The following is a 25,556-nucleotide window of genomic DNA, read 5'->3' as shown; positions in this document are numbered from 1 at the left end:
CTTTGCTCAATCTTCTGTCCTTGCTGATTATGAAACCCTACTTTCGGGCATTCACCAATAATGAAGAAATTTATCAGCTGAGCATCGCCTATATGAGCGTGTGTTCGTTCATGCAAATTCCCAATATGGTGCATATCGCCATCCAGAAGATGATACAAGCCACTGGGAACATGGTTGCTCCCATGTGGTTCCAGATTGCAGGAGTCGTTGTTAATTTTGTGCTCAACCCCATTCTGATTTTTGGCATTGGCATTTTCCCGGCTATGGGAATCCTCGGCTCTGCGGTGGCTACGGTTGCAGGCTATTTGCTGTCCATGGTTTTGGCGTTGGCTCTGCTGCTGGGGAAAAATCAGAAGGTGAAGGTAAAGACCGAAGGCTTTCATTTGCAAAAGCAGATGATCGTCCGTATTTTTGCCTTTGGCCTGCCGTCTTTTATTATGAACGCTCTCAGTTCGTTTATGGTGACCTTCGTCAATCTGTTCCTGGTGGCGTATTCCGATACGGCGATCGCTTTCTTCGGCGCATATTTTAAGGTGCAGCAGCTGATCGTTATGACGGTAAATGGCTTGATCCAGGGTTGTTTACCAGTTATGCGGTTTAACTACGGTGCGGGGAACCGCGAAAGGCTGCATTCCGCTTTCCGGTACGGAACCGCTTTGGTCACTGGCATGATGATACTGGGAACGTTGGCTGTCATCCTCTTTCCGGCGCAGATTTTGGGATTGTTCACGGCGTCGGAAGCCATGCGCTCCTTTGGAATCTCCGCTATGCGGATTATGGCGGCAAGCTATCTGTTCTGCGGCCTCTCTACCATGATTTCCACCTATTTTCAGGCTACGGAAAAAGTTGGTTCCAGTATGATAATTCAATTATGCAGGCAGATGCTTTTCTTTATTCCAGTCCTATGGTGTCTGGACAAATTATTCCATTTGAATGGAATTTGGCTTGCATTTCCTGTTGCAGAAACTGGAACTTTAATCGTTGCTCTCATAATGATGGTTTGGTATCATCATAAAAAAACATAACATGTTCTACGAAGGAGGAATTATGAACGATACTTTCATGAAAGAGAAGCCAGTATTACCATTGATTTTATCCATGTCTTTACCGATGGTGTTATCTATGCTGGTCAATTCTCTCTATAACATTGTAGACAGCTTTTTCGTCGCACAGATCAGCGAGGAAGCTATGACAGCATTATCATTGGTTTATCCAATTCAAAATTTTATCAATGCTGCTGGAATTGGATTTGGTGTTGGAGTCAACGCAGTAATCGCCTTCTATCTAGGTGCAGGAGATGGTAGAAAAGCGGATCAAGCTGCCACACAGGGACTTGTATTTGCTGTCATTCATGGCATTGTTATGACAATCTGCTGTATTACAATTATGCCGTTTTTTTTACAAATGTTTACTTCATCTGAAGCTGTAATTGAACTTGGTATTCGCTATTCTGTTGTTGCGTTCACTTTTACATTGATGATTACCATCAGTATAACATTTGAGAAACTATTTCAGGCAATAGGAAACATGAAAACAACCATGATAAGCCTAATGTGTGGGTGTGTTACAAATATTGTTTTAGATCCTGTTTTGATTTTTGGCTACGGTCCATTTCCGAAAATGGGAATCGAAGGTGCTGCATTGGCAACTGGCATCGGGCAGACTTTGACGCTAGCAATTTATCTCGTAGTCTATTTTGTGCGACCAATTCGTGTGAATATCCGCAGGCAGTACATTCTGCCCAGCAAAAAGATGGTAATAAAGCTGTACTCCATTGGTATTCCCGCAACTTTGAATCTGGCACTTCCGTCTCTTTTGATTTCAGTACTCAATGCTATTTTGGCGGCATATTCCGAAGTGTATATTCTCGTTTTGGGCATCTATTACAAATTGCAAACATTCATTTATCTGCCAGCAAATGGCATTGTTCAGGGGATGCGCCCTCTGATTGGCTATAACTATGGCGCAGGAGAGAATGAAAGGGTTAGTCAGATTTATAAAATTGTCTTGTGCATGAGTGGTATCATTATGGTGTTTGGTATAGTGATATGCCTGCTGATTCCAGACCAGTTGATGATGTTGTTTACCCATGCAGAAGAGACGATTCAAGTCGGGGAAACTGCTTTGCGTGTCATCGGGGCCGGGTTTATCGTCTCTGCGGTTTCTGTAACATCTTCTGGCGCATTGGAGGGACTTGGGAAAGGGACTTCATCTTTACTGATTTCCCTCTGTAGGTATGTAGTGGTCATCATTCCGATAGCATTTTTACTCAGCAGATTTTTTGGAGCCATTGGTGTTTGGAATGCATTTTGGATTACAGAAGTAATTACCGCAATTATATCCATTTGCGTTTACAACAAAGCAATCACAAAGCCTGTAAAGACAGCTAGAAAGTCATAAATATATGCTGGATAAATTCTTGCTTTTCTAAAATGAATGGTAATTGTATAATTTTGACAGTGATAAGTGAGAGGAGATACTATTATGGAAATCAAAAAAATTCATCACGAATTTTCAATATGTCAGGTGGAAGATTTTTCTTTTGTAAATATAGATTCCGAGTATTTCTTCATTGGAAAGACGGATGAAGAAAAATCTCTTGTTTGTCTCACAAGCAAAGTTCCGCCTAATGTCATTCGGCGTGATGATGGCTGGAAAGCACTTCGGATTCAAGGTGTTCTGGAATTTTCCTTGATAGGGATATTGTCTAAAATCACAGTAATCTTAGCAGATAATAACATTTCGATTTTTGCAGTCTCTACTTACAATACGGACTATCTTCTGATTAAAAAGGGAAATTATGAAAAAGCGATACAAGCGCTTGAAAACGCCGAATATAAAATAATAGATTAACTGCTCCTACTTATAAGAAAGTAATGTAGTGTGGCTAATTGAAATTTGCAGGAAAGGTAAAATGATTACCATGAAAAATATAGAAAACAGTTGCAAAATCGCATTGGCACAAGCATAACGGGTCATTTTTGATAAGAATGCATCTTTTAAAAAGATACTTCAAGAGGAGAAAATTAAGAAATGAATTGCAGACACGGGACTATACATTTATCATGACAAGAACAAGTCAAAATGTGAATATTTCTAATAAAGAACGTGCCATGATTGGAAATAACAATCATGCTGCAGCAGTGATTCATTTACATTGTGATGGTGCTGGATCAAGTGCTAGAGGAGCTCATACGATTGCTCCAGGAAGTGACAATCCTTATTGCCCATCTATTTATAGTGCTTCATCTAAATTGGCGCAAAAAGTCATTAGTTCTTATTGTGCGAAAACAGGTATAAAAAATCGAGGAGTTTCTTATCGTAATGATTTATCAGGTATCAATTGGAGTGAAGTCCCAGCTATTTATATTGAAATGGGATTTATAACGAATGCCACAGAAGATCAGCTTTTAAATGATAATGCTTTTCAAACAAAATGTGCACAAGGTATTGCTGATGGAATAAATACTTATTTTTAGGAGAATATATGAAACGTTATCGTTCAAAAATTGGAATCATGTGGTTTATAACAATTGTTGGAATGATATTTTGTAACTATATGTTATTCGAACTTGTTGCATGGCGATTAGATGATTGGGATATGTGGATAACATTACTGGTCGTGGTTCCTATTGATGTTTTATTTGTTTTATGTACATTTTTCACTTATTATGAGTTTCATGATGATTATTTGGAAGTGAGATGTGTTTATTTCTTTCATGAAGATATTCCATATCATGATATTCGCTCTTTTAAAGAATCACGTAATCCAATCAGTTCTAGTGAATTATCACTTGATCGTCTTGATATCATATATAAGGCGCAAAAAGATAGAAATGGAAATAGTGAGATATTGATTTCACCTGTTAAAAAGCAGAAATTTATTCAAGAATTAGAAAAAAGAAGTCATATATTTGTATCAAAATAGTCATCAAAAAGATGACTATTTTGCTTTATGATAAAAAACATGTGAAACGATAAAAACTGTGTAGACTTTTGTTATAAAATTGATTAGAATAGGTTTGTAAATTATAGACAAAGGAGATAGGAACAGTATGAGTGGTTTTTTTGGGGTTGCATCACAAAATGATTGTGTTATGGATTTGTTTTTTGGAGTGGATTATCATTCGCATTTAGGAACTAGACGAGGTGGTATGGCTGTTTATGGAAAAGATGGTTTTCAGCGTTCTATTCATAATATCGAAAATTCACCTTTTAGAACAAAATTTGAAAAAGATGTTGAAGAATTTGCCGGAAATATTGGAATTGGATGTATTTCTGATAGTGAAGCTCAGCCATTATTAGTGAATTCGCATTTAGGATCATTTGCGATTACAACAGTAGGAAGAGTCAATAATCTTGAAGAATTAAAAACATTGTGCTTTGAGCAGGGAAAAACACATTTTCTGGAAATGAGTGGAGGAGAAATTAATCCAACAGAAATGGTGGCTGCATTAATTAATCAAAAAGAATCTATTGTTGAAGGTATTCAACATGCACAAAAATTAATTAAAGGTTCAATGAGTATTTTAATTATGACAAGTGAAGGTATTTATTGTGCTAGAGATAAATTAGGAAGAACACCAGTTATTATTGGTAGAAAAGATGATGCTTATTGTGTCACTTTTGAAAGTTCAGCATTCCTCAATTTAGGTTATCATCATTATAAAGATTTAGGTTCAGGAGAAATTGGTTTTATCTATCCTCATGGATTTACACAAAAAGTGAAACCAAATGATCAAATGAAAATTTGTTCGTTCTTATGGGTTTATTATGGTTATCCAACATCAACATATGAAGGTGTCAATGTAGAAAAGATGCGTTATGACTGTGGAAGCATGCTTGCAAAACGTGATCAGGGAACAGTTGAACCTGATAGTGTTGCTGGAGTGCCTGATTCAGGATTAGCACATGCGATTGGATATGCCAATGAATCAGGTATCCCATTTGCAAGACCATTCATTAAATATACACCAACTTGGCCACGTTCATTCATGCCACAAAATCAGGGGCAAAGAAATTTAATTGCTAAGATGAAACTTATTCCTGTTAAAGAATTGATTAAAAATAAAAGTTTATTATTAATTGATGATTCTATTGTGCGAGGAACACAATTAAGAGAAACAACAGAATTTTTATATCAGTCAGGAGCTAAAGAAGTTCATGTTAGACCAGCCTGTCCACCTATTTTATATGGTTGTAAATACTTGAATTTCTCACGTTCTAATTCAGAATTAGATTTAATTACACGCCGTGTGATTAAAGATTTGGAACAGGGAGATGTCACTGATGAAGTATTAGCTGAATATGCAAATCCTGATAGTGAAAAATATCAACAAATGTTAGATGAAATCTGTAAGAGATTAAAATTCACATCTTTAAGATATCATCGTTTAGATGATTTGATTGAATCTATTGGTATTGAACCATGTAAACTATGCACATATTGTTGGGATGGAAAAGAATAAAAGGGTTAGAGCTTTGCTTTAATCTTTTTTTTGCTCGTTTTTAAATCATATGAGATAAAAGTAAATAAAAATTGTCAAATGATAAGATGTTTGGTATAGTTTTGATGTATGAAGTTAAAGGAGAAATACATGGATAGAACAAAACAGATTGAACAAAGTATTATAAAAAAATATAGAAAGCCTATATGGAGAAAGTTTGTGAAAGCCATTCAAACATATGATTTGATTTCGCCAGGTGATAATATTGCTGTATGTATTTCTGGTGGAAAAGATTCTATGTTAATGGCAAAGTTACTTCAGGAAATAAAAAAGCATGGACAATTTGATTTTGGATTGGTTTTTTTATCAATGGATCCAGGATATAATGAAAAAAATCGTAAAAAGATTGAAGAGAACGCAAAAATTATGGGAATACCTGTTCAGTTTTTTGAATCAGATATTTTTAAGGTTGTCACGAATATCGAGAAATCACCATGTTATTTATGTGCAAGAATGCGTAGAGGCTTTTTATATGCGAAAGCAAAAGAATTAGGATGTAATAAAATAGCATTGGGACATCATTTTGATGATGTGGTTGAAACAATTTTGATGGGAATGTTTTATGGTTCTCAAATTCAGACAATGATGCCAAAATTACATAGTACAAACTTTGAAGGAATGGAATTAATTAGACCCATGTATTTGATAGAAGAAAAGGATATTATCAATTGGTGTAAATATAATGATTTGTCTTTTATTCAATGTGCCTGCCGTTTTACTGAAGAAATGGAAGAATTAGGAGAAGTGCATCATACTTCTAAACGTGAGGAAATGAAGAACTTATTGAAGTACTTAGAGACAATGAATCCTAATGTGAAAAAGAATGTCTTCAAAAGTGTAGAAAATGTGAATCTGGCAACCATTATTTCATATAGTGATGAAACAGGAAAACATCATTTTTTAGATCATTATCATAAAGGAGAATAAAATGTTTTCGAGATTTGCGTTATTAGTAGGAGAAGAGAATATCCAAAAGTTAAATCAGGCTCATGTTATTGTATTTGGAGTTGGTGGAGTTGGTGGATATGTTGTTGAAGCATTGGTAAGAAGTGGTATTGGACATATCACAATTGTAGATAATGATGTTGTGTCACTGTCTAACTTAAATCGTCAAATTATAGCAACACAGGAAACAATTGGTCAAAAGAAAGTTGATGTGATGAAAAAGAGAATTTTATCAATCAATCCTCAATGTGATGTCACAACATTAGATATGTTTTACTTGCCTGAAACAGCAGATCAGATTGATTTATCATCATATGATTATGTTGTTGATGCGATCGATACAATCACTTCTAAAATAGAGTTGGCAGTGCGTTGTAATCAAAAAATACCTCTTATTAGTTCTATGGGTACTGGTAATAAAATGAATCCAGCCTTACTAGAAGTCAGTGATCTTTATAAGACATCTGTTTGTCCTCTTGCGAAAGTCATGAGAAGAGAGTTAAAAAAACGTCATATTCAACATCTCAAAGTGGTTTATTCTAAAGAAATACCAATCAAACCTCAACAATCTAATGAGGTGACCAATAAAAGAACTGTACCTGGAAGTACGTCATTTGTTCCTTCAAGTGCAGGACTATTGATTGCTAGTGAAGTTATTAAAGATTTGCTGAAATAAGCAAATCTTTTTTCACGTTTTTAGGTCAGGCAACATATGTTAAATTGAGGTGTCAAAGATGAGAGATCAGCTTCAATCTTATATTTATACAGAAAAATTTTTAGCTCAATTATATCGTAGAGCTGCAGCGTTGGCTTCTTCACAAGAAGAAAAGAATGCTTTGTTGGCATTTGCTCAAAATGCAGAAACAAATGCGAATTATCTCAACTACTTCTATAAGTTAGAATATGGTGTGAATTATGATCCTATGATTCCTGAAATTAATTTACAGGGAGGATATAGAGCAGTTCTTAATGAAATCTTAAAATTAGAAATAAGTTCATATCTGGAGTATCGTAAACTCACATACAATCAAAGTAATAACGAATTCAGAGAAACTGTAAGGGCAATTGCTGATACAAAACTAGGACATATTTTAACTATTTTAGCTATTATTACAAATCTCAACACTCCAAAAATGGATGGCTAACATTTGTGTTAGTCATTTTTTTAGTACATCTCTTAATAAGAGATAAACTCTACGACTGAAATATTTCCTTTCTTTGCTAAAAGTGATATACTAAACTTACAAAGATGAGGAGGAAAAGACATGGGAGTTGTTTATACAAACAATAATCGCAAGAAATATATCATGATAGGTGGCGTCATTGTTATTGTTGCTATTATTGCTGTTGTCTTATTTTTTGTTTTAGGAGGAAATAATGATGAGGCAACATTAAAAAACTTTTATACACAAATATCAGAAAAGAATTATGAGGAGATGTATAACAATATAAGTGAAGAATCACAAAATCAGTATCCTCAGGAAACTTTTATTGAAAGAAATCAAAATATTTATGAGGGGATAGAAGCAAGTGATTTTCAAATTGAAGTGACAGATGAACAAGATCATCAACTGACATATCAAGTGAAGATGAATACGTTGGCTGGAGAAGTGACTTTTGAAAATCAGACAACAATTGAAGATGGAAAAATTGTCTGGGATGATTCTTTTATTTTCCCTGATTTAACACAAAATGATAGAGTCAGAGTCTCAGAAGATGAAGCTGAGCGAGGACAAATTTTGGATCGTAATGGAAAGATGCTGGCAGGACAAGGAAATGCTTATTCTGTTGGGTTGGTAAGAGGAAAATTGAATGGTGAAAATGATTATGATCAGTTAGCTGATTTATTAGATTTAACGAAAGAAAGTATTCAAAAAACAATGAGTGCATCATGGATTCAAGATGATTCTTTTGTCCCATTAACAACAATTCCATCAACAGATACACAATTAGAAAATCAATTGTTACAGATTCCTGGAGTTAAGCTTAATACAGTTGAAGTCCGTACATATCCATATGGTGAAGTGACATCACATCTCACTGGATATATGCAACAAGTGACTGCTGAAGACTTAGAAAAACATCAAGGTGAAGGATATAGTGAAACTTCAATGATTGGAAGAAGTGGTATTGAAGCAGCTTATGAAAAACAATTAAAAGGAACAAATGGAGCGACTATTTCTATTGTTGATGAAAATGGAAGTGTCAAAACAGAAGTGGCCTCTCAAGAAAAACAAGATGGGCAAGATATTACTTTGACAATTGATGTTGATTTACAAAGAGATTTATATAATGCTTTTGAAGAAGATCAAAGTGCTTCTGTTGCTATGAATCCAACAAATGGAGAAGTTTTGGCATTGGTCAGCACACCATCTTTTGATAGTAATGATTTTATTTATGGTTTCTCAACAGAAGAATGGGATGATTTAAACAATGATGAAGATCAGCCATTAACGAATCGTTTTAGAGCAACATGGGTTCCTGGTTCAACAATGAAATCTATAACAGCTGCCATTGGATTAGAAACCAATTCATTAGATCCATCTCAAGATTTTGGAGCAGAGATGAAATGGCAAAAAGATTCCAGCTGGGGAGATTATTATGTCACAACATTACATGCACCTAACCCTAATAATTTAAGAAATGCATTAATTTATTCAGATAATGTTTATTTTGCGAAAGCAGCATTAGAAATAGGAAAAGATAATCTTGTCAAAGGATATCAGTCATTAAAGATAGGTGAAGATATTCCTTTTGAATTAGCACTTACAAAATCACAATATACAAGTGATTCATTTGATGATGAAATTCAGATTGCAGATAGTGGATATGGACAGGGTGAGATTTTAATGAATCCAGTTCAGATGGCTTCTATTTATAGTTCATTTATGAATGAAGGAAAAATGATGACACCACATGTTGTTCAATCAACAGAATCATCAGTTTGGTCAGAACCTTTTTCTAAAGAAACAGCAGATGAAATTAAAGCAGATTTAATTCAAGTTGTTGAAGATAGTAATGGAACTGCTCATGCATTAAATAACAGCCAATATCAGTTAGCTGCTAAAACAGGTACTGGAGAAATTAAAGCATCTCAAGATGACACGACAGGAACAGAACTTGGCTGGTTGGCTGTTGCATCTACGGATTCATCAAAGCCAATTGTCATAACAACAATGGTGGAAGATGTGAAAAATCGTGGTGGTAGTGGTTATGTAGTCAATCGTGTTCAACAACCATTAATGTCATATTTACAAAAATAACGGAGTCTAATCACTCCGTTTTTTCATATTTTTTTAAAAAATAGAAAATAACTTTACTATCAAAATGAATATGTTATACTGATAGTGAGAAGAAATATTATTTTTAATATTAAAATTATTTTTATATCAAATGATATACAAAAGGATGGTGAAAAGATATGAAAAGGGCAAGAATGATTGCATTGAGTGCTTTATTCGTTTTTGTGTTGAGCTCATGTTAGTCAAATCAAAGTCAGGTTGATGTGAAATATGTGGCAGAAAAGCTTATCAGCTATTCTCAAGAAACGATTCAAAAAACAACGCAGAATCCTCGTGATATCGGATCTCAAGAAAGAATTTATCAGAATATGGAAACGGAATTTCAAGATATCATGGAAGAAGATATGATTAAAGATGTGCAAATCAAGATTATACCATTTATGATCGACGAGTTATCATCATACTCTTTACCTGTTCAAGTTCAATCTATTTCTATTGAAAATGGAGATAGTCAAACTTTGACAGTAAAATTCATTGATCAGAATCACAACCAGGGTGACGTTGTTTTAAGAATGCAAGAAAATAAGGTAAAGATTTCTTATGTGGGGGTTTATAAACAATGAATCAAAAATTAGATCAATGGTTAATCAAAATTCAATGGTTTATTATTTTAATAACAGGAATATTTTTATTGTGGAATAATCGTCATCAGGATACCGTTGTTGTCTTATTATGGGGATTTTCTATTGTGTGCAATGCTTTTTGGGCGAGAGGAACAAAAATAGCCAATATAGAATATACTTATTTACGTGTGTTTCGTCGCTATCCAAAGCTTTGGTTGGTGGTAAGAATGATGTTGATTATCATCATAGAAATATTTGTCATTGGATATGTCATATAAAATACTTCTTTGAAATGACAAGCTTATACAGATGATAGAAAAGAATCTTTGTGTCATGTATAAAAAGGAAGATTGAAAAATGAAGAAGACAATAAGTCATATATCAGTCATGAATAAGCTTAATTATTTTTTAGTGAATTTTATTTATAATATCATCAGCATTCTGATTATTTATTATCTGTATAATCACCAATTTTTTGGTGAAGTCAATGCTCGTTTTTTAGATGTGTTTCATAATGGTGAATTTGTGTATTTTACTTTGTGATATGTTTGGTTGCTTATCTCATTGTTGTTTATTTAAGATTTAGAGATTTTCATATTCAAGATAGATCAATTTTTCAGATCTTCCCATTCATGTTATTCCTTTTATTCTTTACTGTTGTTGTGATGAGTTATGGTTATTATATTTATTCTCTCAATCACTCTTCACTGTTTTTAGCTTGGTTATGTATAATTTCTAATTTGTTGATCTTTTATTGCTTGTATGTTTTGGTTCTGCATCGATTTGTGGATAAAATTTTTCATTATTAAAAAATAATAATAAAAAGTAGACCGGCGTGTCTACTTTTTATATAGCGATTTCCTTTAATTTTTGAATTAACATATCCGGCAAAGTTTCAATATTTTCAATAAATAAACTATTCGGATATGTTCTAGTAATTAGGGGAGCAGTCTGAATACCAATGCCAATCACATCGATATTTTTATCTTTTTTATAGAGATGTGTTAATTCATGAATGTGTTCAACACCATGAGTATCTCCATCAGAGAGGACAAAGACAAATCCTTTTCTTTGCCTTTTGTATGCTGCGAGTTTCTTTAAAACATATTCTAAAGCAATATCTTCATGTGTTCCACCAGATGTATGCATAGAAAATATACGATCTAACATATATCTTTTTTGACAGTCCTGAAAAGATATGATTTCTGTAAGCTGAACTTTTGTCTGACCTAGCGCTTTATGTGAAGAAATGCAAAAAGGAATCTTTAAAGTCTGTAAAACTCTTGCGAGTTCAAAACATCCTTTCATTGTATTGATGATTTTTTCACCACTCATAGATTCACTTGTATCAACAAGAATATAGACACAGAGGTCTTTTTTTTGTCCTTGTTTATGTTCTTTGAAAACACGGCCATCCAATGTTGCACGATACAGATTTTGTTGGTCTAATTGTCTACCATATTCCAGTTTGTGTTTTGTACGACTTTTAGAAGCGTACATTCTTTCTCGCTTGAATAATCTTGCTAATTTATTACTTCTAGCTATACTTTCGTTTTTGCTTCTTAAAGCTATAGCTCCATATTGAGTAGGCGTTGTTCTTTCTAAAGGAGATAAAACAATTGAGGATTCAATAGGTGATTGATAAGTTTGTGATTGAAAATGTTTTTCTTGCTGTTTTCTTTGTTTCTCCTCACGCCTATGAATATCTTGTAAGATTTGATGATTTTGAACTTTTTCTTCTTGATCCTCTAATGATTCAATACGTTGAAATTCTTCATCGGATAGATTCATTTTATATTTTGTTGGGGTTTCTTGAGGTTGAGAATCTTCTGATGTACTATTTTGGAATTGAATTGCAATTTCACTGGCCATTTGAGAAAAAAGGCTGTTGGATATTCCCGATATTTTAGAACCATTTTGAATTGTATCAATGATTTCTTTAACGGTTTCATCCATAATAGGTGAACATAACTGCAAAATGCTTTTTGCGATTTCTAATCGTTCTTTGGTATGATGTGTCTGTAATCGGCCTTTGATAGCTAGTTTTCTTATTTCTGTAAAATGAGCGTGCAAATAACGTGGGATATAGACAATACTGTTGTGAAGTTTAAAACGATAGCCATAAGTACAAATAACCATGATTTCCTTGATGATCTTATCCATGAGAAATGAAGTATCATTTTGTTGATGGTCTTCTTGCATAAAAGATGATGTTATCGCCTGCCTGGCATACATTAAAGCATTCCATGTTTCTGGATATTCAATACCTATTGCATTTTCAACTGCACCTTCTTCAATAGCTTTTAAAACCAAAGGAAGATTGGTTTGATAAACATAGCGAATAAGCATATCTTTCAGTTCACGATATTTGATTTCTTTGTTTAAATAAGCTTTGGCAGCCTGATTGGCTTGTTCCAAAGAGTTTGAAGCTTCCTGATAAACTTGTGAGAAAAGATGAAAATCAGTATACAATAAAGAAGCTAATTCATGGAATTCAAGACCTTCCATAAACATGAGATAACCTTCAGGATGGAAATGAGAAAGATAGCGATAAGGGGCCTTTTCTCCTAAGACAATCAATCCACCATTCTTTTGTATTTGTGAATAGTGTTGTTGAGAATCGTCTATTTGTAAATGAATAGGCATTCTGGCATAGAGAACACTGTTTTTCTTAATTTTTCTTTTTCCTTCATCTGTTAACATGGGCTAGTCCTTGCTTTCCTCTTCAACAAATTCATGAACGATTAATGACATAACAGAAGAAGCGGCTCCATTGGTCGCGAGAATTTGACGGGCATCTTCTAGATTTAAGATTTCATCATCTTCTTCAGCTAATTCAGAAATAATAGTAACTAAACTGGCACGAATGATATCACCATCTAAATCAACAGTTTTGTGAGCCCAGTTTAATAAAGTTCTTAAATCAATACGTTGTGTTGTTTCATTACCTTCATTGATAATCACATTATGGAAAGCATCAAGTAATGAAGCCATTTTTGTGGCTATTTGAAGATCAATCTCTGTTTCTTTCACAATAATCTGAGCCATTTTCTCAATAGGGAGTTGACTGATTTTTATTTTGTTTTGAATACGAGATTTATGAGAAAGGTTCATTTCATTCGTTCCAGCATAACCAATATTCATACTTTCAGCAAAGCGAAATAATGGATGAGCATGAATGATTTCACCATTGTCTAATATTTTTTGTTTTGTGCCATCTAAGACATCATTGAGTGAAGAAATAATATCACTATCTACCATATTGATTTCATCAAAAATAAACATTCCACCATATTTCATCATTAAACTTAAAGGACCATATTCAAAAACAGTCTCTCCATTTCTTAATACATATTTTCCAAATAATGAAGATTCATCAATTGAACGACTACCAACCATTTTTAAGCTTGGAAGTCCTAATGCTCCAGCAACACATAATAACTTTGTTGTTTTTCCAGTTCCCGATGGCCCATAATATAAACAAGACCATGTTTTTCCTCTTTGAAAAGATTTAATCAAATCAAAATCATTTTGATCTAAAAAATTTCTATTTTGCATATAGAGTCTTTCATTATCCTTAATTGATTCTTGAAGGAACAAAGGAAGTTTTTGTTTTTCCTGTTCACTATAAAGAGGTTGAATATCAAGGATTGTCAGTGTAGATGAAGATAAAGATTGATATATTTTTTCTTGTGATTGCAAATCAATGAGTAAATGTTGAGAATCATCTTGGAATAAAAAAGTTTGTGTTAATGATTGTGTGTTGAATGACATATGTTTGTGCATCATTAGTTCTTCAACTGAATCATAATGTAAAGCTAAAAAGCTGTCTGGCTGATTCATCATATCTTGTGTAAGTGCAATACTTTTTTTGGCGATAAATGTCACAGACTTATATTCATTAGCATCCCATTCATCAGCGTGTATATGTGATTGCATATTAATTTGAAGCCAATTTTTATAGATATCAGCAAATTCTTCTATTTGATATTGATTATAAAGATAATTGATTGCAGTTAAAAGTAATCTATATAGACTATCGCTACTTTCGTTAATGACTGCCATGATAAAACGATGATCATAAAAAGAATATTCTAAATAAACTTCTTTTTTATGACAATGCTCTAATGTAAAAAGCAGGGAGTGTTCGTGAATAAAAACATAAACATTATCATTGTCTATGTCGCTATGAACAATTCCTTTTATAGCTTTTGTAAGTTGTGAATCAGCTGGGTATGTTGTTCCAGGGATGATTTCATCATGATCATTGTCACCATATAAAATAGTGTGGGCCATATAGCCAGGTGAAATAGAATAGGGTTGAAATTGTTTAAGTTCATTAAGTATCATATGCATGCTCCTTTTTTTGACATTATATCATGGATTGGAATGAGTACAAATAATATGCTTATATAAATAAAAAAAACGATCTGACGATCGTTAATTTTTAAATGGTGACCTGTACGGGATTCGAACCCGTGAATGCATGCGTGAAAGGCATGTGAGTTAACCGTTTCTCCAACAGGCCATAAAAATGGCGCTTGAAGTAGGACTCGAACCTACGACCGATCGGTTAACAGCCGATTGCTCTACCAACTGAGCTATTCAAGCGTATATATTGGAGCGGGTGATGGGAATCGAACCCACGTAGTCAGCTTGGAAGGCTGAAGTTCTACCATTGAACTACACCCGCAGAAAAATGGTGCCCAGGGCCGGAGTCGAACCGGCACGGATTTTAAGGTCCGCAGGATTTTAAGTCCTGTGCGTCTACCAATTTCGCCACCTGGGCATATGCGTTTTTCATGGTGACCCGCAGGCGACTCGAACGCCTGACCCTCTGATTAAAAGTCAGATGCTCTACCTACTGAGCTAGCGGGTCAAAGAAATGGTGGGGAGGGGCGGATTCGAACCACCGAACCGAAAGGAACTGAGTTACAGTCAGCCGCGTTTAGCCACTTCGCTACCTCCCCGTATATATGGTGCCGGCTAAAGGACTTGAACCCTCAACCTACTGATTACAAGTCAGTTGCTCTACCAATTGAGCTAAGCCGGCATAAATGGTGGAGGTTAACGGGCTCGAACCGCTGACCCTCTGCTTGTAAGGCAGATGCTCTCCCAACTGAGCTAAACCTCCAAATGGCTGGGATACCTGGATTCGAACCAGGGAAATGACAGAGTCAAAGTCTGTTGCCTTACCGCTTGGCTATATCCCAACAATCATGCTTATATAATATAACAATTTTTTAAATTATAGTCAATATTTTTTGAGAAAAAACTTATTTTTTTCATTTTTTTATTGAAAGAAAGAAGATGAACCATTTTGGGGTTCATCTATAGACTTAATAATTTTTCAACACTTACTAATTTTACACATAAAACAAAGAGTTCAGTTGCTTGCTTTAATTCATCCAATGGTGGAAAAGATGGCGCAATTCTTATCGTTGAATCATCAGGATCTTTTCCATAAGGGAAAGTTGCACCTGCATCAGTTAAAATGACCCCGGCTTCTTTACATTTTTGTACAATTTGTGAGGCACAGTTTTCTAATGATTCAAAAGTAATGAAATATCCACCAAGAGGGTGAGACCATTTTCCAATTTGAAGAGGTGCTAATTCCTCTTCAAAGATATCAAGAACCATTTCAAATTTAGGTCTTAATAGTTCAGCCTGTTTTTGCATATGTTGTTTTAAACTGTCCATGTTTGGAAAATATTCTGCATGTCTTAACTGATTTAATTTATCATGACCAATGGATTGAATTGTCAGATGTTTTAAAGTGTCTTTCTTGTTGTCGAGAGATGTTGCCATGGCTGCAACCCCAGCTCCAGGGAATGTCACTTTTGATGTTGAACAGAATTCAAACACAAGATCTGGATTACCAGCCTCTTCACAAGCTTCTAAGATATTCATAACATGATCATGTTTATCATAAAGATGATGAATGATATAAGCGTTATCCCAGAAAATTCTAAAATCTTTAGCAGCTGGTTTGAGATGAGCAAATCTTTGAACAACTTCATCAGAATAAGTGATACCTGATGGATTGGCATATTGAGGAACGCACCAGATTCCTTTCACACTATCATCGTGGTTCACATATTTTTCAACAAGGTCCATATCTGGGCCATTGTCATCCATAGAGATAGGAATCATTTCAATTCCAAAATGTTCAGTAATTGCAAAATGACGATCATAGCCAGGAACCGGACATAAAAATTTAACTTTATCTAAACGACACCAAGGTGTATTTCCTAAATAGCCATGTGTATAACCACGACTAATCTGATCAAACATTATTGTTAAACTGGAATTTCCATAAACAATAATATGCTCTGGTGTTGTTTCTAACATTTGAGAAAAAAGTCTTTTCGCTTCATCAATACCATCTAAAATACCATAATTCAGATAATCTTTCTTTGTAGAAAAATCATAATGACTGTTGATTGTATCAAGTAATGGCATCGAAAGCTGTACTTGTGAAAAGTCTGGCTTTCCTCTAGCCATATTCAATTGTAAATGTAAATCTTTTATGTTTTGATATTGGTTGGATAACTGTTGATGTAAATCTTTTAATTCATCAACACTCATTTCTTTCAATGGCTTCATTTTTCTCTCCCTTATCTTTCTATGTATCTTGAGGTCATTGTACCCTCTCATTGATAAAAATGCAATCTTTATCATGTAAAAGTCATGAGATTATTCATTGATGGGGAGTCTATTTAAAATCACAACAAAAGTTGTTTTGTCTTTATGGCTTGTCGCAAAGATTTCCCCATTATGAATTTGAACAATATTTTTAGCAATGGCCAATCCTAAACCAGTTCCACCAGTAGAAGATGAACGTGAAGCATCACTGCGATAAAACTTATCAAAGATATATGGTAAATCCGCTGCATCAATAGGATTTCCATAATTCATAATTTTAATAGTGACCGTTTCATCATCATTTAAGACTTCAATTTTAATTTTTTGACCATCTTCACCATATTTGACAGCATTTGATAACAGGTTATCAAAAACTCTGGCAATCAGTTGACCATCTCCTTTTATATACAAGTTATTCTGACTTGTTGTGACAACGGGTGTTAAATGATGTTCCTGAAAAGTAGGATAAAACTCATCCACAATCTGTAGGACTAATTCAGTAATATTGATGGTTGTCATATGTATTTTGACATTAGCCTGATCTAGGCTGGTAAATTCAAAAAGATCATCCATCATACTTTGAAGTCTTTTTGATTTTTCATAAGCTACACTAGAATATTTTTGGATGTCTTCTTTAGATAACTGTTGATTGTTCTTGATTAGTTCCAAGTATCCTACAATAGTTGTCAGAGGAGTTCTTAAGTCATGAGCGACATTTGTAATCAAATCATTTTTTTGTTTTTCAGCATTTCTTTCAGCATCATAAGCCATTCGCTCATTTTCTTTTAATATCTGACTTTCCTTCTCTTTATCATCCAATGTTTTAGCAAGCGCATTGATATTAGCAGCCAGAAGACCAAGCTCATCATCATATTTTATAGGAGCTTCAACATCATAATCGCCTGCTGTAACACGTTGAATCGTTCCATTTAAAACATCAATATACTTTAAAGTAATATTCATTAAGTCAAAAAAAGTGACTAAAAAAATCATTAAAGAGATTAAAAAAGCAATGACATATAACCATTCATATGGTAGATTCAGAAAATTGGTATGTTCAAATATAATAATTAAAGCAGAATTACATAAAAAAGCTATAAAATAAGCAACAACAACATTAATTAATAAACGCCATCGAAAGCTACTGATAAATAATCTTTGTATCTTTTGAATCATAATTCAAATTTATAACCAACCCCCCAAACTGTTTTAATATGTTGAGGATTTCTTGGTTGCCTTTCGATTTTTTCTCTTAATTTTCTGATATGAACCATAATCGTATTATTAGAATTACTTGACTTCACATGCCATATTTTTTCAAAGATATCTTCAATCGAAAAAACAGTTCCTGGCTGACTGGCAAGTAAGACTAAAATTTCGTATTCAATTCTTGTCAAGGCAAGAGGTCGTCCATCCAATGTGACTAACTTCTTTTGAGTATCAATGATTAAATCTGTTGCTTCAATAATATGTGAAGAACTATTGATAGGTTTGTTTAATACATGAAAACGACGTAATTGAGACTTTACTCTTGCCACCAGTTCCATCGCATTAAATGGTTTGCTGACATAATCATCAGCTCCACTTAATAAACCATCTATTTTATCATTGTCAGCTGTTTTTGCTGAAACAATAATAACAGGAACGTTATATTTTTCTCTGATCATTTTTAATGCCTGCATCCCATCAATTTCTGGCATCATGATATCCAAAATGACCAAGTCAATCTGATACTTAGGTATATCTTCTAATAATGTTAATGCATTATATCTTTTTTCAACAACATAACCTTCTTGTGTTAAATAAATTTCTATTAAATCAGTAATTTCTTTTTCATCATCAACCACAAGAATATGAGGGTTTTCCATATTTATCGCCTCCCTATGATTATTATATAGAAAATCATAAAAACAACAATCATTTTATGAAAATAATTTTTGATAAGAGAAGTCAAAAAGATTATTAAGAATGAATAAGAAAAAATAATTGCTTTGATAATTAATTTTTGCTAGAATAAGAAAGGGCACTCTGGCTTTCCGCTAGGGTGTATTTTTATTTGTGAAAGGAGAGAAACGTAGAATGGCTAAATTTATATTTGTAACAGGTGGAGTTGTTTCCGGATTAGGGAAAGGATTGACAGCCGCATCTTTAGGAAGATTATTGAAACAAAGAGGGTTAAAAGTATTTATGCAAAAGCTTGATCCTTATATTAATGTGGATCCTGGGACAATGTCACCATTTCAACATGGAGAAGTTTTTGTAACAGCAGATGGAGCTGAAACAGATCTAGACTTAGGTCACTATGAACGTTTTATTGATGAAGAATTAAATCGTAGTTCTTCAATTACAACAGGAAGAATTTATAGTGATGTGATTTCTAAAGAACGTCGTGGAGATTATTTGGGAGCAACAGTACAGGTTGTACCACATATTACAAATGAAATTAAAGCAAAAATTTATGCTGCGGCTAAAAGTAGCCAGGCAGACATTGTGATAACTGAAATTGGTGGAACAGTAGGAGATATTGAAAGCTTGCCATTTATTGAAGCCATTAGACAAGTCCGTTTGGATATTGGATATAAAAATACTCTTTATATACATACAACATTATTACCATATATTGGAGCTAGCCATGAAGTAAAAACAAAACCAACACAGCATAGTGTTAAAGAATTACGTGGTTATGGAATTCAACCAGATATTATTGTTTGTCGTAGTCAAAAACATATTGATAAGGAGCTAAAGGAAAAGATTTCTTTATTCTGTAATGTACCGGTTGAAGCTGTCATTTCTAATTATGATGTAGATGTTTTATATGAATTACCAATGATGTTATTAGAACAACATATGGATGATTTGGTATTGGATCATTTAAGAATGGAAGCTCCTGCTGCTGATATGACAGAATGGCAGGAATTGATTACAAGAGTTAAAGGTCTTAATAGAGAAGTCACGATTAAAATGGTTGGAAAATATGTTCAACTTCCAGATGCTTATTTATCAGTTAATGAAGCTTTGCGTCATGCAGGATATTATGAAAATAGTGTTGTTCATATTGATTGGATCAATGCAGAGGAAATCAATGATGATAATGTCGCTGATATGTTACAGGGAGCAGATGGAATTTTAGTTCCTGGTGGTTTTGGTCAACGAGGAATTGAAGGAATGATTAAAGCCATTCGTTTTGCAAGAGAAAATCAAATTCCATTTTTAGGAATATGTTTAGGAATGCAGTTAGCTTCTATTGAATTTGCAAGAAATGTTTGTGGATTACATGATGTGAATTCTATTGAATTTGATGATATGTGTGAAACTCCATTGATTCACTTAATGAGTGATCAGACATTGGATGATATGGGAGGAACACAGCGATTAGGAAATTATGATTGTGAATTATTGAAAGGAAGTCGTGTACATCAGTTATATGGTCAAGATATGATTCAACAAAGACATAGACATCGTTATGAATTCAACAATAAATATAAAGAAATTCTTGAAGAACATGGATTAATTGTATCTGGGAAAAATCCAGAAAGAGATCTTGTGGAAATTATTGAATTAGAAAATCATCCATATTTTGTAGCGTGCCAGTTCCATCCGGAATTTGCTTCACGTCCAAATCGTAGTGAACCTATCTTCCAAGGATTTATCACAGCTGCATGTCATAAGAAATATAATGAAAAGAACATTCAAAAATAGAATGTTCTTTTTACATATATGATATGAATTTTTGATTTTAAGTTATATTTTTATAAAATGGATATTAGTCAAAAGATAAATAACGAAAAATATCTTTTTCACTATGAATATCAAAAATATGTACTGTAAGTAAATCAAGTTGTTCTTGATTGCATGATTGGATTTTTGTAAGGGTGTCTTTTGAGAGAAATCCTAACTTTGATTGAAGTTGCTTAATTAAAGTTTGGATGATACCTTCATTTCTTCCGATATTAATACCTTCTTTTTTCCTCTTCTTTGATTTTCTTTTCCATAATCTCTGATAACTTGACACATATCAATCTTCTCCTCCTTTACCTTTTTATAAATATGCGTGTTTTTTGTAAGTGCTGCAAGTGTGATTGCAATCTCATGACTGACTGCTATATCATGAGCTTTATCATATTGATGATTATATAGATATTTCAATCCAATGATAAGCTCTTTAAGTTCTTGAGTGTGAAATCTCTCTGGATTTAGATATCTCATTTCAATGAGTGGATAGGATGCAACATTCATATAGTTTTTTAAAACGGGAGGTAGGGGCTTCAACATGTCCTCATATGTTCTTGGAGCTTTCCATTTCCTTTGTCCGTAATAAACAATCAATGTCATGACACCCATAATCATCTGATAATTGGATTGATATAGGAAGAATTGATGAAGATAATTCATTTCATCATATTCCCTTGTCCTTTAAAACATGCTTTGATCAATTTGTGATTGATGTTCTATGCCAATCAGACACTCCCTACCATCTCTTTTTACATGATAGATATTATCATGTTCACGTCCTCTTGTGATGTTTTGAATCGGGAGATGAGCATCGAGATTAGAATCAACTAGAGAGACGTTATCAAAGTGAATGGTTCCATTCCCATAAAAAAGAATGCCATTGATAAAATCAATCATGATGTGATGATTTTTAAAGAGTGTTCTGATGCGAATATCAAAAATCTTTCTCAATTTATACTCTTTTTTAGTCATGAATAATACCCCTATTATTCATATACGCAAAAAAAGTTCATTTTTCTTCTTTTTTAGACAAATTTTTCGTACAAACATATTATATCATAAAAATTGCTTAAAGCATATATTTTTAAAATTAATGATTAACAAAATACTATAACAGACAAATATTGATTTTTTGAATATTGAAGATTTGTTAATGGAAAGTGTTGGGAAATATGTTAAAATGGTATACAGGAGTGGTTTGATATGGCTATTAATCTGATTTATTTTAGTGGTACAGGGAATACGAAAAAAGTTGTTGAATTTGTAGGAAAACAATGGGGCCAGCCAATCTATGAAATTGATTTATCTCAAAAAGATATACAGTCACAGACTTTCTCTGATGATTCATTGTGTATCGTAGGTGTTCCTTCATATGGTGGAAGAGTACCTTTCGTTGCGGTTGAACGTTTACAAAAATTAAAAGGAAATCATACACCTGTGGTACTTATCGTGACTTATGGAAATAGACATTATGATGATACTTTTATAGAATTAAAAGATACTTTAGACCAATGTGGTTTTATAACTGTTGGAGCTTTGGCGGTTGTCTGTGAGCATTCTATTGTTCATGAATACGCAAAAGGTAGACCAAACGAGGAGGATTTTCAGGAAATTCAAAGTCTTGTTGAGACAATGAAAAAGAACCTACATCCTATTGAAGTTCCAGGACATAGACCATATAAAGAATTCCACGGAGGATTAAAACCAAAAGCAACTTCTGAGTGTACAAAGTGTGGATTATGTGCTAAACTTTGTCCTGTGGGAGCTATTGATATTCATCATATAGAAAGTGTAGATGAAAAACGATGTATTTCGTGTATGCGTTGTGTTTCTGTGTGCCCATCACAGGCCAGGCAATGTGATCCAAAGCTGGTAGAAGCAACGCGCATAAAAATACAAAAGCCATGTCAAGTATATAAAAAGAGTGAATTGATAGGAGGATAATCATGTTAAAAGCGATATTTATTGATCATATGGGGACTTTAGTCTATGAGCAAAGTGAGTGGTTAGAAAAACTGATGGACATGTGTGTTCAAAATTCAAATGTCAAAGACCCTCAAAAGATAGCTGATTTATGGTATCAGAAACATGATGAACTGCTTACCAAATATAATGGAGATAACTATAAAAGTGAATATGATATATCTTTAGAAGCTTTTGAATGTATAAAAGATGAAATTGGATTACAGGGAGATAGTCATCAGTATTGTGATTTATTGGTTCAACATTGGATTCATTCACCAGCCTATGACGATTCCTATGATTTTTTTGCACAATGTCCTTTGCCTATCTATATTATTACGAATAATGACATACGTTATGTAGAAGAAAGTATGAAAAAGCTTGAATTAGAACCGAAAGGTATCATTTCAAGTGAAACAACGCATTATTATAAACCAGCTAAAGAAATGTTTGAAAAAGCATTAGAAATCACAAAATTAAAACCTTCAGAAGCTGTTTATATAGGTGATAGTTATAATAAAGATATGCAATCAGCAAAAGCTGTTGGGATGCGAGCATTTTTAATTGGTCATAAAGATATTAATGATCCAGAAATTACTTGTATTGAAACATTGTTGGATGTCTTTGAATATTTATAGTCCTTTTTAGGACTTTTTTAATTTCTTCAAATCTTAAAAATATAAGAACTTGTTTCTTTGATAGACTTTTCGCAAGAATTCAGATTTTTTCATAAATTTTTGACATGTTTTTTTCATCTTTTGTTGATTGCGTTGAGTGTCATGTTGAAAAAATGATAAAATGAAGCGGTAATGAAGGAGGAAGAATTTTATGTCAATAAAAGTCATTATCATGGATGTGGATGGAACACTTTCTAATAGCCAAAAAGTGATTACCCCTAAAACAAGAGAAGCTTTAATTAAAGCTGAAGAAGCAGGAGCTATTTTAATTTTAGCTTCAGGAAGACCTACATCTGGATTAAGAGATTTTGCGAAAGAATTAAAGATGGATCAACATCATGGATTATTGGTTTGTTATAATGGGTCTAAAGTTGTGGATTGTGAAACAGATGAAGTCTTATTTAATCAGGCTTTAAATGTTGAAGAAGCCAAAGCAGTTTTGGAACATATGAAAAAATTTGATCGTGTACGCCCTATGATTGATAAAGGGGAATATATGTATGTCACTAATGTTTATGATAATATTATTCAATGGAATGGAAAACCATTTAATGTTATGGAATATGAATCACGTGGTGGAAAATATAAATTATGTGAAGTTGATGATTTAGCTGCATTTGTTGATTTCCCATTGAATAAGATTTTAACAACATCTGATCCTGAATATTTGCAGGCACATTATAAAGAAATGGAAGCACCTTTTAAAGAAACATTAAGCTGTATGTTTACTGGGGATTTCTATTTTGAATTTACAGCTAAAGGTATTGATAAAGCTAAAGCACTTGATTCTGTTTTAAAACCAATGGGTTATACACAAGATGAAATGATTGCTTTTGGTGATGGACATAATGATGCATCTATGGTTAAATATGCAGGAATTGGTGTTGCAATGGCAAATGCTGTTCAGGATTTAAAGGATATCGCTGACGATATGACATTATCTAATGATGAAGATGGTATTGCTGAATCATTATATAAATACATGCCAGAAATAAAATAAATTGTTTTCAGTGAAAATATTATTTATAATGTTCATGAGGTGGTGCTCATGAACATTTTTAATAAGCTTGATCAAATTGTTGATTTGACAGATAATGAAAAAATATTAGTGACATATATGAAAGAACATACTGATGATTTTATGAAATATAATGCGACACAAATAGCTGAAAAATGTTATGTATCTATTTCAACGATTTATCGTCTCTGTCATAAATTAGGAATCGCTGGATTATCTGATTTAAAATTACAGGTTTCTGCATCTATTGAAGATTATCTCAAAGAATCTGAAGATTTTGATTATAATTATCCAATTAAACAAAATGAGACACAATATCAGATTGCTCATAAATTAAAAGATGTTTATAAGCAGACAGTCACATCAACATTGAATTTATTGGATTTAGAACAGTTGCGACTATCAGCCAGTTTATTAAAAAAAGCCAAATTCATTGATATTTATACATCTGCCGGGAATATTTATTTTGCTGAAAATTTTAAGTTTCAGATGCAAGAAATTGGGGTTATGGTCAATGTCCCCTTAGAAGATTATCAACAGAATCTATCAGCTGTCAGTAGCAATCAAAATCATGTTGCAATTGTGATATCATTTGGTGGTAGAGGAACATCTGTTGAACATATTGTACACTTGCTTAAACAAAATAAAACACCTATTATTCTCATCACATCAACATTAGAAAATCCTTTATATCCTTATGCGCAACATACTCTTTATATGAGTTCGCATGAAGATCATTATAATAAGATTTCCTCTTTCGCAACACGCTTGTCATTATTATATATTTTAGATTGTTTATATACATGCTATTTTCGATTGGATTATCAAAAGAATATTGAAAAGAAATTATATTTTTATGAAACCATGACAAAAAAGTAGAAAAGAGGAAAACAAATGAATATTTTTACAAGAATTAAAGAAGAACAGCATTTCACAGAAGGTGAAAAGGTTTTTGCTGAATATATCTTAAATGCACCTCAGGAAATCATTCAAGATGATATACAAACAATCGCTAAAAAGAGCTTTGTTTCTGTTTCAACAATTTATCGTGTTATCGAAAAACTAGGCTTGTCAGGACTCAATCAGCTCAAGGTGCAACTTTCTTTACAGGTCGAAAGATATCCTCAAAAAGAAGTAGATTATAATAAGTAAAAAGTATCCAGTGAATACTTTTTACTCTTGGGCATTTCCCCGCTGCTTGCGGT

Annotated in this window: 27 protein-coding genes and 9 tRNA genes; 19 read left to right on the top strand and 17 right to left on the bottom strand. The window is 33.2% G+C overall.

From position 1 onward, the window contains the following. The 13 genes from ACZYT4_RS12470 to ACZYT4_RS12410 form a co-directional block, all read left to right on the top strand. A partial coding sequence (locus ACZYT4_RS12470; RefSeq protein ID WP_463786250.1) for an MATE family efflux transporter occupies nucleotides 1-1,025 on the top strand: 1,025 nt, incomplete at its 5' end. 22 nt (nucleotides 1,026-1,047) lie between these two features. After that, a complete protein-coding gene (locus ACZYT4_RS12465; protein ID WP_463786247.1) occupies nucleotides 1,048-2,400 on the top strand; it encodes an MATE family efflux transporter in 1,353 nt (450 codons plus the stop codon). Nucleotides 2,401-2,484: 84 nt separating this feature from the next. Beyond that, nucleotides 2,485-2,853 (top strand): ACT domain-containing protein, encoded by a 369-nt coding sequence (locus tag ACZYT4_RS12460; protein WP_463786246.1) that lies wholly within the window; start codon nucleotides 2,485-2,487, stop codon nucleotides 2,851-2,853. 137 nt (nucleotides 2,854-2,990) lie between these two features. Then, a complete protein-coding gene (locus ACZYT4_RS12455) occupies nucleotides 2,991-3,479 on the top strand; it encodes an N-acetylmuramoyl-L-alanine amidase (RefSeq protein ID WP_463786254.1) in 489 nt (162 codons plus the stop codon). A gap of 8 nt (nucleotides 3,480-3,487) precedes the next feature. After that, nucleotides 3,488-3,928: a PH domain-containing protein gene (locus ACZYT4_RS12450; RefSeq protein ID WP_463786243.1), complete on the top strand. Its 441-nt coding sequence runs from the start codon at nucleotides 3,488-3,490 to the stop codon at nucleotides 3,926-3,928. Between the two features lie 127 nt (nucleotides 3,929-4,055). Next, on the top strand, nucleotides 4,056-5,468 hold the full coding sequence (locus ACZYT4_RS12445; RefSeq protein WP_463786241.1) for an amidophosphoribosyltransferase: 1,413 nt from the start codon (nucleotides 4,056-4,058) through the stop codon (nucleotides 5,466-5,468). Between the two features lie 129 nt (nucleotides 5,469-5,597). After that, nucleotides 5,598-6,434 carry a tRNA 2-thiocytidine biosynthesis TtcA family protein gene (locus ACZYT4_RS12440; RefSeq protein WP_463786238.1) on the top strand — a complete coding sequence of 279 codons (837 nt, stop codon included), beginning with the start codon at nucleotides 5,598-5,600 and terminating at the stop codon, nucleotides 6,432-6,434. Between the two features lies 1 nt (nucleotide 6,435). Continuing rightward, nucleotides 6,436-7,128, top strand: a complete 693-nt coding sequence (locus ACZYT4_RS12435) for a tRNA threonylcarbamoyladenosine dehydratase (RefSeq protein WP_463786234.1) — start codon at nucleotides 6,436-6,438, stop codon at nucleotides 7,126-7,128. Between the two features lie 58 nt (nucleotides 7,129-7,186). Continuing rightward, the gene (locus tag ACZYT4_RS12430) at nucleotides 7,187-7,597 is read left to right on the top strand and encodes a hypothetical protein (RefSeq protein ID WP_463786232.1); all 411 of its coding nucleotides are present in this window, start codon (nucleotides 7,187-7,189) and stop codon (nucleotides 7,595-7,597) included. A gap of 120 nt (nucleotides 7,598-7,717) precedes the next feature. After that, nucleotides 7,718-9,715: a penicillin-binding transpeptidase domain-containing protein gene (locus ACZYT4_RS12425; protein ID WP_463786229.1), complete on the top strand. Its 1,998-nt coding sequence runs from the start codon at nucleotides 7,718-7,720 to the stop codon at nucleotides 9,713-9,715. 251 nt (nucleotides 9,716-9,966) lie between these two features. Next, entirely contained in the window at nucleotides 9,967-10,317 is a 351-nt protein-coding gene (locus tag ACZYT4_RS12420) for a hypothetical protein (protein ID WP_463786227.1), read from the top strand. Continuing rightward, complete coding sequence (locus ACZYT4_RS12415) at nucleotides 10,314-10,595, top strand: hypothetical protein (protein WP_463786224.1); 282 nt, start codon at nucleotides 10,314-10,316, stop codon at nucleotides 10,593-10,595. Before ACZYT4_RS12420 ends, ACZYT4_RS12415 begins: the two co-directional genes overlap by 4 nt. A gap of 79 nt (nucleotides 10,596-10,674) precedes the next feature. Continuing rightward, entirely contained in the window at nucleotides 10,675-10,860 is a 186-nt protein-coding gene (locus ACZYT4_RS12410; protein ID WP_463786222.1) for a hypothetical protein, read from the top strand. Between the two features lie 303 nt (nucleotides 10,861-11,163). On the opposite strand, the gene ACZYT4_RS12405 is transcribed toward ACZYT4_RS12410, so the two are convergent. From ACZYT4_RS12405 to ACZYT4_RS12340, 14 genes are all read right to left on the bottom strand, one after another. Beyond that, on the bottom strand, nucleotides 11,164-13,020 hold the full coding sequence (locus ACZYT4_RS12405; protein WP_463786220.1) for a vWA domain-containing protein: 1,857 nt from the start codon (nucleotides 13,018-13,020) through the stop codon (nucleotides 11,164-11,166). Nucleotides 13,021-13,023: 3 nt separating this feature from the next. Continuing rightward, complete coding sequence (locus tag ACZYT4_RS12400; protein ID WP_463786218.1) at nucleotides 13,024-14,667, bottom strand: AAA family ATPase; 1,644 nt, start codon at nucleotides 14,665-14,667, stop codon at nucleotides 13,024-13,026. Between the two features lie 102 nt (nucleotides 14,668-14,769). After that, a tRNA-Glu gene (locus ACZYT4_RS12395) sits at nucleotides 14,770-14,845 on the bottom strand. Between the two features lie 7 nt (nucleotides 14,846-14,852). Next, nucleotides 14,853-14,928 (bottom strand) — tRNA-Asn (locus tag ACZYT4_RS12390). A gap of 8 nt (nucleotides 14,929-14,936) precedes the next feature. Beyond that, nucleotides 14,937-15,010 (bottom strand) — tRNA-Gly (locus ACZYT4_RS12385). 7 nt (nucleotides 15,011-15,017) lie between these two features. After that, a tRNA-Leu gene (locus ACZYT4_RS12380) sits at nucleotides 15,018-15,106 on the bottom strand. Between the two features lie 14 nt (nucleotides 15,107-15,120). Then, nucleotides 15,121-15,196, bottom strand: a tRNA-Lys gene (locus ACZYT4_RS12375). Between the two features lie 7 nt (nucleotides 15,197-15,203). Further along, a tRNA-Tyr gene (locus ACZYT4_RS12370) sits at nucleotides 15,204-15,287 on the bottom strand. 7 nt (nucleotides 15,288-15,294) lie between these two features. Then, nucleotides 15,295-15,370: transfer RNA gene (locus tag ACZYT4_RS12365), tRNA-Thr, on the bottom strand. Between the two features lie 5 nt (nucleotides 15,371-15,375). Beyond that, a tRNA-Val gene (locus ACZYT4_RS12360) sits at nucleotides 15,376-15,451 on the bottom strand. A gap of 3 nt (nucleotides 15,452-15,454) precedes the next feature. Continuing rightward, nucleotides 15,455-15,530 (bottom strand) — tRNA-Gln (locus ACZYT4_RS12355). Nucleotides 15,531-15,648: 118 nt separating this feature from the next. Continuing rightward, entirely contained in the window at nucleotides 15,649-16,923 is a 1,275-nt protein-coding gene (locus ACZYT4_RS12350) for an aspartate aminotransferase type Ic (protein ID WP_463786216.1), read from the bottom strand. Between the two features lie 90 nt (nucleotides 16,924-17,013). Further along, complete coding sequence (locus ACZYT4_RS12345) at nucleotides 17,014-18,138, bottom strand: sensor histidine kinase (protein WP_463786214.1); 1,125 nt, start codon at nucleotides 18,136-18,138, stop codon at nucleotides 17,014-17,016. Beyond that, the gene (locus ACZYT4_RS12340; RefSeq protein WP_463786211.1) at nucleotides 18,135-18,830 is read right to left on the bottom strand and encodes a response regulator transcription factor; all 696 of its coding nucleotides are present in this window, start codon (nucleotides 18,828-18,830) and stop codon (nucleotides 18,135-18,137) included. The genes ACZYT4_RS12345 and ACZYT4_RS12340 overlap by 4 nt, the downstream gene beginning before the upstream one ends. A 211-nt stretch (nucleotides 18,831-19,041) precedes the next feature. On the opposite strand from ACZYT4_RS12340, the gene ACZYT4_RS12335 reads away from it, so the two are divergent. Beyond that, on the top strand, nucleotides 19,042-20,661 hold the full coding sequence (locus ACZYT4_RS12335) for a CTP synthase (RefSeq protein WP_463786209.1): 1,620 nt from the start codon (nucleotides 19,042-19,044) through the stop codon (nucleotides 20,659-20,661). A 64-nt stretch (nucleotides 20,662-20,725) separates the two neighbouring features. On the opposite strand, the gene ACZYT4_RS12330 is transcribed toward ACZYT4_RS12335, so the two are convergent. From ACZYT4_RS12330 to ACZYT4_RS12320, 3 genes are read right to left on the bottom strand one after another with little or no spacing between them, the layout of a single operon-like run. After that, nucleotides 20,726-20,974, bottom strand: a complete 249-nt coding sequence (locus tag ACZYT4_RS12330; protein ID WP_463786207.1) for a DUF4351 domain-containing protein — start codon at nucleotides 20,972-20,974, stop codon at nucleotides 20,726-20,728. Then, nucleotides 20,878-21,354: an Rpn family recombination-promoting nuclease/putative transposase gene (locus ACZYT4_RS12325; protein ID WP_463786205.1), complete on the bottom strand. Its 477-nt coding sequence runs from the start codon at nucleotides 21,352-21,354 to the stop codon at nucleotides 20,878-20,880. The genes ACZYT4_RS12330 and ACZYT4_RS12325 overlap by 97 nt, the downstream gene beginning before the upstream one ends. 21 nt (nucleotides 21,355-21,375) lie before the next feature. Next, on the bottom strand, nucleotides 21,376-21,666 hold the full coding sequence (locus ACZYT4_RS12320) for a hypothetical protein (protein ID WP_463786204.1): 291 nt from the start codon (nucleotides 21,664-21,666) through the stop codon (nucleotides 21,376-21,378). A 231-nt stretch (nucleotides 21,667-21,897) separates the two neighbouring features. Between ACZYT4_RS12320 and ACZYT4_RS12315 the strand changes: the two genes are divergently transcribed. The 5 genes from ACZYT4_RS12315 to ACZYT4_RS12295 all read left to right on the top strand — a co-directional run bounded on the left by ACZYT4_RS12315 (nucleotide 21,898) and on the right by ACZYT4_RS12295 (nucleotide 25,503). After that, nucleotides 21,898-22,638, top strand: a complete 741-nt coding sequence (locus ACZYT4_RS12315; RefSeq protein WP_463786201.1) for an EFR1 family ferrodoxin — start codon at nucleotides 21,898-21,900, stop codon at nucleotides 22,636-22,638. A gap of 2 nt (nucleotides 22,639-22,640) precedes the next feature. Then, the gene (locus ACZYT4_RS12310) at nucleotides 22,641-23,294 is read left to right on the top strand and encodes an HAD family hydrolase (protein ID WP_463786197.1); all 654 of its coding nucleotides are present in this window, start codon (nucleotides 22,641-22,643) and stop codon (nucleotides 23,292-23,294) included. 190 nt (nucleotides 23,295-23,484) lie between these two features. Further along, complete coding sequence (locus ACZYT4_RS12305; protein ID WP_463786194.1) at nucleotides 23,485-24,333, top strand: Cof-type HAD-IIB family hydrolase; 849 nt, start codon at nucleotides 23,485-23,487, stop codon at nucleotides 24,331-24,333. Nucleotides 24,334-24,381: 48 nt separating this feature from the next. After that, nucleotides 24,382-25,230, top strand: a complete 849-nt coding sequence (locus ACZYT4_RS12300; RefSeq protein ID WP_463786192.1) for a MurR/RpiR family transcriptional regulator — start codon at nucleotides 24,382-24,384, stop codon at nucleotides 25,228-25,230. Between the two features lie 15 nt (nucleotides 25,231-25,245). After that, nucleotides 25,246-25,503 (top strand): MurR/RpiR family transcriptional regulator, encoded by a 258-nt coding sequence (locus ACZYT4_RS12295; RefSeq protein WP_463786190.1) that lies wholly within the window; start codon nucleotides 25,246-25,248, stop codon nucleotides 25,501-25,503. Nucleotides 25,504-25,556: the final 53 nt, after the last annotated feature.

The sequence above is a fragment of the Massilimicrobiota sp. mt181 genome (assembly GCF_055420065.1).
The sequence above is the reverse complement of the archived record's forward strand: the minus strand, read 5'-3'. Positions and strand labels throughout refer to the sequence as shown.